Source organism: Streptomyces sp. NPDC094143 (assembly GCF_040303825.1).
Lineage (GTDB): Bacteria > Actinomycetota > Actinomycetes > Streptomycetales > Streptomycetaceae > Streptomyces.
The window spans coordinates 43,160-50,448 of record NZ_JBEOTZ010000040.1; the positions used below are offsets into that span (position 1 = coordinate 43,160).

Below are 7,289 nucleotides of genomic sequence, written 5' to 3' on the forward strand. Positions count from 1 at the left end.
TCTGCTTAGTTGTCATGTACGTGAACCCCGGCGTTCAGCGGGCGGACCGCCCGCGAGCGTGAAGCTTCCCCGTGTCCATGTGGCCAGCGAGGTAAGGGAGTCCGCCGATGACCGGAGCAGTATCCCCCGACCGACGTCGCTTTCTGACCGCCGGCGCCGCGGTGCTCGGTGCCGCGTCCTCCGCCGGCCTGTGGCTTCCGGCCGCCGCGCACGCGGCCGAAACGCCTCTGCCCGACGGGGTGTTCAGCCTCGGCGTCGCCTCCGGGGACCCGCTCCCGGACGGCATCGTGCTGTGGACCAGGCTCGCCCCGGACCCGCTGAACGGCGGTGGCATGCCGGACCGCGTGGTGCCCGTGGAGTGGCAGGTCGCCGAGGACCACCGGTTCAGAAAGGTCGTCCGCCGGGGCACCGCCCAGGCCCGGCCCGAGTACGGGCACAGCGTTCACGTGGACGTACGCGGACTGCGCGCGGACCGTGCCCACTGGTACCGCTTCCGCACCGGCGGCCAGCTCTCGCCCGTCGGCCGCACCCGTACCGCGCCCCACCGCCACAGCTCCGGTGGCTCCCTGCGCATGGCCCTCGCCTCCTGCCAGAACTGGCAGCACGGCTACTTCACGCCCTACGCGGACATGCTCGACCAGGACCCGGACGTGGTGGTGTTCGTCGGCGACTACATCTACGAGTCCACGCCCTCGGCGACGGCCCTGCGGCGGCACGAGGGCACCGGCGAGCCGTTCAGCCTCGTCCAGTACCGCAACCGGTACGCCCAGTACCGCACCGACCCGGACCTCGCGGCGATGCACGCGAACGCGCCCTTCGTGGTGAGCTTCGACGACCACGAGGTGGACAACGACTTCGCCGGCGAGATCCCGCAGGACCCGGACAAGCAGCCCCACGACGCGTTCGTGGCCCGCCTGACCGCGGCCTACCAGGCGTTCTACGAGCACATGCCGGTCCGCGCCAGCGCCGTGCCGAACGGCCCGCACATCCGGATGTACCGCCGCCTGGAGTTCGGCCGCCTGGCCCGCCTCAACGTCCTGGACACCCGGCAGTACCGCAGCGATCAGGCCACCAGTCAGGAAGGCGCCCAGGACCCGTCACTGACCATGCTGGGCGCGCGGCAGAAGCAGTGGCTGCTGAACGGCCTGCAGGACTCGCCCGCCCGCTGGAACCTCATCGCCTCGCAGATCATGATGGCCGAGACGGACCTCAAGGTGGGCGAGGGCAAGCTCTGGTTCTACGACGCCTGGGACGGCTACCAGGCCGAACGCAACCGGTTCATGGAGGAGTTCAGGCAGGTCCGCAACCCGGTGGTGCTCTCCGGCGACCGGCACCTGACGATGATCAGCGACCTCAAGGAGGACTACGCCGACCCGGATTCCGCGGTCGTCGGCGCCGAGTTCGTCGGCACCTCCATCTCCAGCAACGGCGACCAGGACCAGGAGGCCTTCCGCCGGGAGTGGGACCCGCGGCGGCCGGACAACCCGCACTGGAAGCTGCTCGACGCGCACCGCGGCTACCACCTGTTCGACATCCGCCGGGCCGGCATCGACGCCCAGGTGCGGGTGGTCGACACGGTGCGGCAGCCGCAGGCGACGCCGAGCACGCTGGCCCGGCTGCGGGTCGAGGCGGGCCGGCCGGGCGTGCAGGTCGTCTGACCGCGACACCGCCACACCGGGGACACACGGGAGCCCGGGACTCTTCGGAGTCCCGGGCTCCCGCCGTACGGACGGGGGTTCGGCGCGCGGGCGCCACCTTGCCCGCGCCGAGACCGAATTGCTGCGGAATCTTGATCGGGAACTCCTTGTGGAGTTACTCACAGCAATTAGAGGGACCCTCGCGACGCCGTGGAACCGTCTCGCCAATCACCAGCAGTACCAGGTGAATGACAGGTTGCGCGCACATATGCGGCGGAGGGCGCTCACCTTGCACTGCGGTAACCAAGAGTGGGACCATTTCGAAGTTCCCTGTCGCCCCAAGGTAGGTCACCTGTGTCCCAGCACATAGCCAAGCCCCGTACCACCGCAGTGATCCTGGCCGGTGGCACCGGTCAGCGGGTGGGTCTGTCGATCCCCAAGCAGCTGCTGAAGATCGCCGGCAAGGCAGTCATCGAGCACACGCTGACCACCTTCGAGAACACCGACGCGATCGACGACATCATCGTGCTGATGGCGCAGGGCTACGTGCCCGACGTCGAGAAGATCGTCGCCAAGGCCGGATTCAAGAAGGTCACCAGGATCATCGAGGGCGGTTCCACGCGGAACGAGACCACCGAGCGCGCCATCGCGGCCCTCGGTGAGGGTCTCGCCGAGGGCGAGGACCTCAACGTCCTCTTCCACGACGCCGTACGCCCCCTGCTGTCGCAGCGCGTCATCGATGACTGCGTCACCGCGCTGGAGCGCTACCAGGCCGTCGACGTGGCCATCCCCTCCGCGGACACCATCATCGTCACGCGCACGCACGGCGAGGACGGCGAGTTCATCACCGAGATCCCGGACCGCTCCCGGCTGCGCCGCGGCCAGACGCCGCAGGCCTTCAAGCTGTCCACGATCAAGCGGGCCTACGAGGTCGCCGCCGGCGACCCCAACTTCCAGGCCACCGACGACTGCTCCGTCGTGCTCAAGTACCTGCCCGACGTGCCGATCCACGTCGTCGCGGGTGACGAGTACAACATGAAGGTCACCCAGCCCGTCGACGTCTTCATTGCCGACAAGCTCTTCCAGCTCGCCTCCACGGCCGCGCCCGAGCAGGTCTCCGAGCAGGCCTACCGCGAGCTGCTGACCGGCAAGACGATCGTCGTCTTCGGCGGCTCCTACGGCATCGGCAAGGACATCGCCGAACTCGCCGGATCCTACGGCGCCTCGGTGTACGCCCTGGGCCGCTCCACCACCGGCACCCACGTGGAGAACCCGGAGGAGGTCGACGACGCGCTGTCCAAGGCGTACGCCGAGACCGGCCGGATCGACTACGTCGTGAACACCGCCGGCGTGCTGCGCATCGGCAAGCTCGCCGAGACCGACAACGCCACCATCGAGGAGGCGCTGAAGGTCAACTACCTGGCCCCGGTGCAGATCGCGCGCTCGTCGTACAAGTACCTGTCGGAGACCAAGGGCCAGCTGCTGCTCTACACCTCCAGCAGTTACACCCGCGGCCGCGCCGAGTACAGCCTGTACTCCTCGACCAAGGCCGCGATGGTGAACCTCACCCAGGCCCTGTCCGACGAGTGGGCCGGCGACGGCGTCCGCGTCAACTGCATCAACCCCGAGCGCACCGCGACCCCCATGCGCACCAAGGCCTTCGGCCAGGAGCCCGCGGGTTCCCTGCTGTCCTCCGAGGCGGTCGCCCGTACGTCGCTCGACGTGCTGCTGTCCGAGCTGACCGGGCACGTCATCGACGTCCGCCAGCAGGACCCGACGGCCGGCGCGGCCCGCGCGTCCGGCTTCGAGCAGGCGCTGGCCTCGGTGCTGGACCGGCAGGACGGCGTGTAATAATTGGCGGCAATTAGACTTCGGTAATTCAGGCCTCTGCGCCCTCCTGTTCACGGGTATCTGTCAACAGGAGTGTTCGCAGGGGCCTGAATCCATACAGTCCCGCGAATATTCACAGACCAGCCGCATTCAGAACCAAGACGGCACACCCCTCCCAAGAGCAGGTTTCTCCGTGATATCCACCGCTATTCGCGTCGCCCGGGTGGGCAGCGCGGCCGAGCTGGCCGCGGCGGTCCTCATGGTGGCGGGCTTCCCCGCCCTCATGCTGGCCGCGCTCGTCCCGAGCGTTCCCGCCTTCGCGGCAGCGGCCGCCGTGACGTACCTGGCGGACCACTATCTGCACCGCAAGGGCAGCTACCTGATCAACCGCCTCGGCAAGGTCCGGGCCGGCCTGTCGATCCGGTTCCTGATCCGGCAGTTGCTCCTGGTCCTGCTGCTGGCCCGGCTGTCCCTGGCGGACAACCTGATCTACTACGGCGCGATCGCCTGCTTCATCGCCTTCTACGGTCTGCAGGCCCCGCACGGGGCGCTGGTGCAGCTGATCCGCAACCGCCGCCGCATGCCGGTCGCCACGCGCAACGTGGACCTGAAGTCCCGCATCCGCATCCCGGACGCCCCGCCGCGCCGGCTGCTGCACCGCTCCGCCGAGAAGATGCTGCACCTCGACCTCGCGGCGGTCGTCGGCATCCTGCTCGCCGCGCAGCTGAAGTCCTCCCTGATCGGCTTCGCCGGCATCGGCGTCACGGTGGCCCTGGCCACCCTGTACGTCCTGGCGCTGGTGCCGTACGTGCGCGGCCGGAGGATTCCGCCGAAGGCCGAGGGCGTGCTGGCCGCCGTCGACGACTGGCTGGGCGAGTACAAGCCCGAGACGGTGCTGTACTTCTCCGGTTCGAAGGACTCCGCGTACCAGGTCAACATGTGGCTGGACACGATGGAGAAGCTGGACTCCAAGCCGCTGATCATCCTGCGCGAGCGGGTCATCCTGAACAACCTGGCGCCCACCACGGTCCCGGTCATCTGCGTGCCCGGAGGGGTGCACCTGATGAACCTGGACCTGTCCACGGTGCGCGTCGCGCTGTACGCGGCCAACGTCGGCAAGAACATCCACCTGCTGCGCGTGCCCACCATGAAGCACGTCTTCATCGGCCACGGCGACAGCGACAAGCTCGCCAGCGTCAACCCGTTCAGCAAGGTCTACGACGAGGTGTGGACGGCCGGCCGCGCGGGCCGCGACCGCTACGCCATCGCCGACGTCGGTGTCCGCGACGACGACATCGTCGAGGTCGGCCGCCCCCAGCTCGCCCCCATCCAGACCTGGCAGGGCGTCCCCGAGGGCCGCATCCCCACGGTGCTGTACGCGCCCACCTGGGAGGGCTGGGACGGCAACCCGGGCAACACCTCGATCGTGCTGGCCGGCGAGAACATCGTGCGCAAGCTGGTCGCGGCGGACCCGCCCGTGCGCGTGCTGTACAAGCCGCACCCCTTCACCGGCACGGTCAGCAAGGAGGCCGGCGCCGCCCACCAGCGCATCACCGCCCTGGTCCGCAAGGCCGCGGCGGAGCGCGCCCTCGACCCGCGCTTCGTCGCCGACACCGCCGTCCAGGCGCAGGCCAAGGACGAGCTGGCCCGGATCGAGGCCCGGCTGGCACAGCTGGCCGGCACCGGCGGCGACCGCGGCGACGAGGCCGAGGCCACCCGTGACGGTGTGCTCGACGTCGCCCGGCACGAGGAGGCCGCCCGGCTGCGCGCCGAGTGGAACGACGCCTACTGGCGTTCCTTCCCCAGCTGGGAGCACCGGGTCATCACCGGGCCCGAGCCGCGGCTGTACGACTGCTTCAACGTCTCCGAGGCGATGGTCTCCGACATATCCAGCGTGGTCTCCGACTTCATCGCGAGCGGCAAGCCGTACGCGGTGACGGACTCCGCCGAGGTGGGCGCCGAGGAGTTCAAGCGGAACAACACGGCGGTGCGCGCCGCGGTGATCCTCTCCAACAGCGCGAACGAGCTGGGCGAGCTGCTGAGCGCCGTGCGCGACCCGGCCGCCGACCCGCTGGCCGAGGACCGCAAGGAGCTCAAGCAGTACCTGCTGGGCCCGGACGAGCCGACCTCGCTTCAGCAGTTCAACACCGCCGTCGCGAACCTCGCGCTCAAGGCCGAGACGCGCAACGTCGGGCAGCAGTCACGGGACGCGGCCGCCCTGGCCCAGGCGGAGGCCGAGCTGGCGAACGCCGTGCCCGGGCAGCGGGTGTCCACGGCCGGTGACACGGACGGAGTCGGCACGGGCTGAACTGCCGCCCACCGCTGAGGCGTTCGGCCCCCGAGGAGTTCCTCGGGGGCCGAGCCCTTTTGGTCTGTCGTTCCCTGTCCGTTCACCATGTGACGTGTCCCACTAACACCTGTGTGCGAGGCAACCGCTTGCCTCGATCACCCGTCTACCAAGTAGCGAATGAGGCGATACGGGGGGAATATCCCATTGACTAGGGGGAAACGTGACCGTGACGCAGCCTGATGTGAGCGTGATCATCGGGGCGTACGAAGCGATGCCGTACCTGATCGAGTGCCTCTCGTCCGTCGAGGCGCAGACCATCGATCCGGACCGCGTCGAGGTCATCGCGGTGGACGACGGTTCGACGGACGGCACGGGGGAGTACCTGGAGGAGTTCGCCGAGCGGGCTCCCATGCACGTGCTGGTGATCCGGCAGGAGAACTCGGGCGGCCCCAGCGGCCCGCGCAACGTCGGCCTGGGCAAGGCGAGCGGGCGCTACGTCTTCTTCCTGGACGCCGACGACCGGCTGGGCCCCGAGGCGCTGGAGCGGATGGTCGCCATGGCCGACCGGGCCGGCACCGACGTCGTCCTCGGCAAGGTCGAGGGCGTCAACCGCTCGGCCCCGAAGTCCATGTGGGGGAAGACGGTGGAGCGGACGGACGTCTACTCCTCCAACATCAAGTTCACCCTCAGCGCGCAGAAGCTGTTCCGCCGCGAGCTGCTGGACCGGCACGGCATGCGGTTCGACGAGTCGCTGTTCACCGGCGAGGACGCGCTGTTCACGATGGAGGCCTACCTCCGGGCGAACGGCGTCTCGGTGGTCGCCGACCACACCTGCTACTACCTGGTCGGGCGCGACGACGGCAAGCACGTGACCAAGAGCGGCAGTTACACGCTGCGCTTCGACTCCGCGCGGGCCCTGATGAACCTCATCGCCGAGCTCGTCCCGGCGGGCGGCCGGCGCGACCTGCTGATGGTCCGGCCCTTCCTGGTCACCCTGCTGCCGCAGTTCGGCCCGAAGTTCGCCACCGACAGCGAGGAGGTCCGCCGGCACAAGCTGGAGCTGGCCAAGCCGCTGATGGACGCCCACTGGACCGAGGGCGTCGCCGAGCGCCTGAAGGTCCACGAGCGGCTGCGGCTGCACCTGGTCGCCGAGCAGCGCCCGGACCTGTTGCTGGACGTGGTGCAGTTCGTCAAGGCCAAGAAGCAGGCCGCGGCCCTCCTGGAGAAGAAGGGCCGCCGCGTCTACCTGGCCTATCCGCACTTCCGCGACCGCGCCGCGGGCATTCCCGACGCGGTCTACCTCGCCGGGCCCCGAGAGGCCCGCGCGTTCCCGGGCTATCGGGAGGGCCGTGTCGACACGTTCGTACGGCGGGCGGTGCGCAAGGCGCGGCGCGTGCTGACGTCCCGTGAGATGCGGCCGGCGGCGTGAAGGGCGGCGCCCAGGGCGAGGACGGTGTCCCCGGGGCGCAGCAGGGCGGCGTAGGCGGCCAGCACCGCCGAAGAGCCCGAGTGGGACTGGACGTTGGCGTGGT

4 protein-coding genes are annotated in these 7,289 nt (G+C 69.6%); all 4 read left to right on the forward strand.

Features of this window, described 5'->3' with window-relative positions:
- Positions 1 to 107 precede the first annotated feature (107 nt).
- Positions 108 to 1,658: an alkaline phosphatase D family protein gene (locus tag ABTZ58_RS34175; RefSeq protein WP_351365469.1), complete on the forward strand. Its 1,551-nt coding sequence runs from the start codon at positions 108 to 110 to the stop codon at positions 1,656 to 1,658.
- 333 nt (positions 1,659 to 1,991) lie between these two features.
- On the forward strand, positions 1,992 to 3,488 hold the full coding sequence (locus ABTZ58_RS34180; RefSeq protein WP_351365472.1) for a D-ribitol-5-phosphate cytidylyltransferase: 1,497 nt from the start codon (positions 1,992 to 1,994) through the stop codon (positions 3,486 to 3,488).
- Between the two features lie 202 nt (positions 3,489 to 3,690).
- Positions 3,691 to 5,775 carry a CDP-glycerol glycerophosphotransferase family protein gene (locus ABTZ58_RS34185; protein WP_351365478.1) on the forward strand — a complete coding sequence of 695 codons (2,085 nt, stop codon included), beginning with the start codon at positions 3,691 to 3,693 and terminating at the stop codon, positions 5,773 to 5,775.
- Between the two features lie 202 nt (positions 5,776 to 5,977).
- Positions 5,978 to 7,186, forward strand: coding sequence for a glycosyltransferase family 2 protein (locus tag ABTZ58_RS34190; RefSeq protein ID WP_351365475.1), 1,209 nt, complete (start codon positions 5,978 to 5,980; stop codon positions 7,184 to 7,186).
- The last annotated feature ends 103 nt before the right edge of the window (positions 7,187 to 7,289 follow it).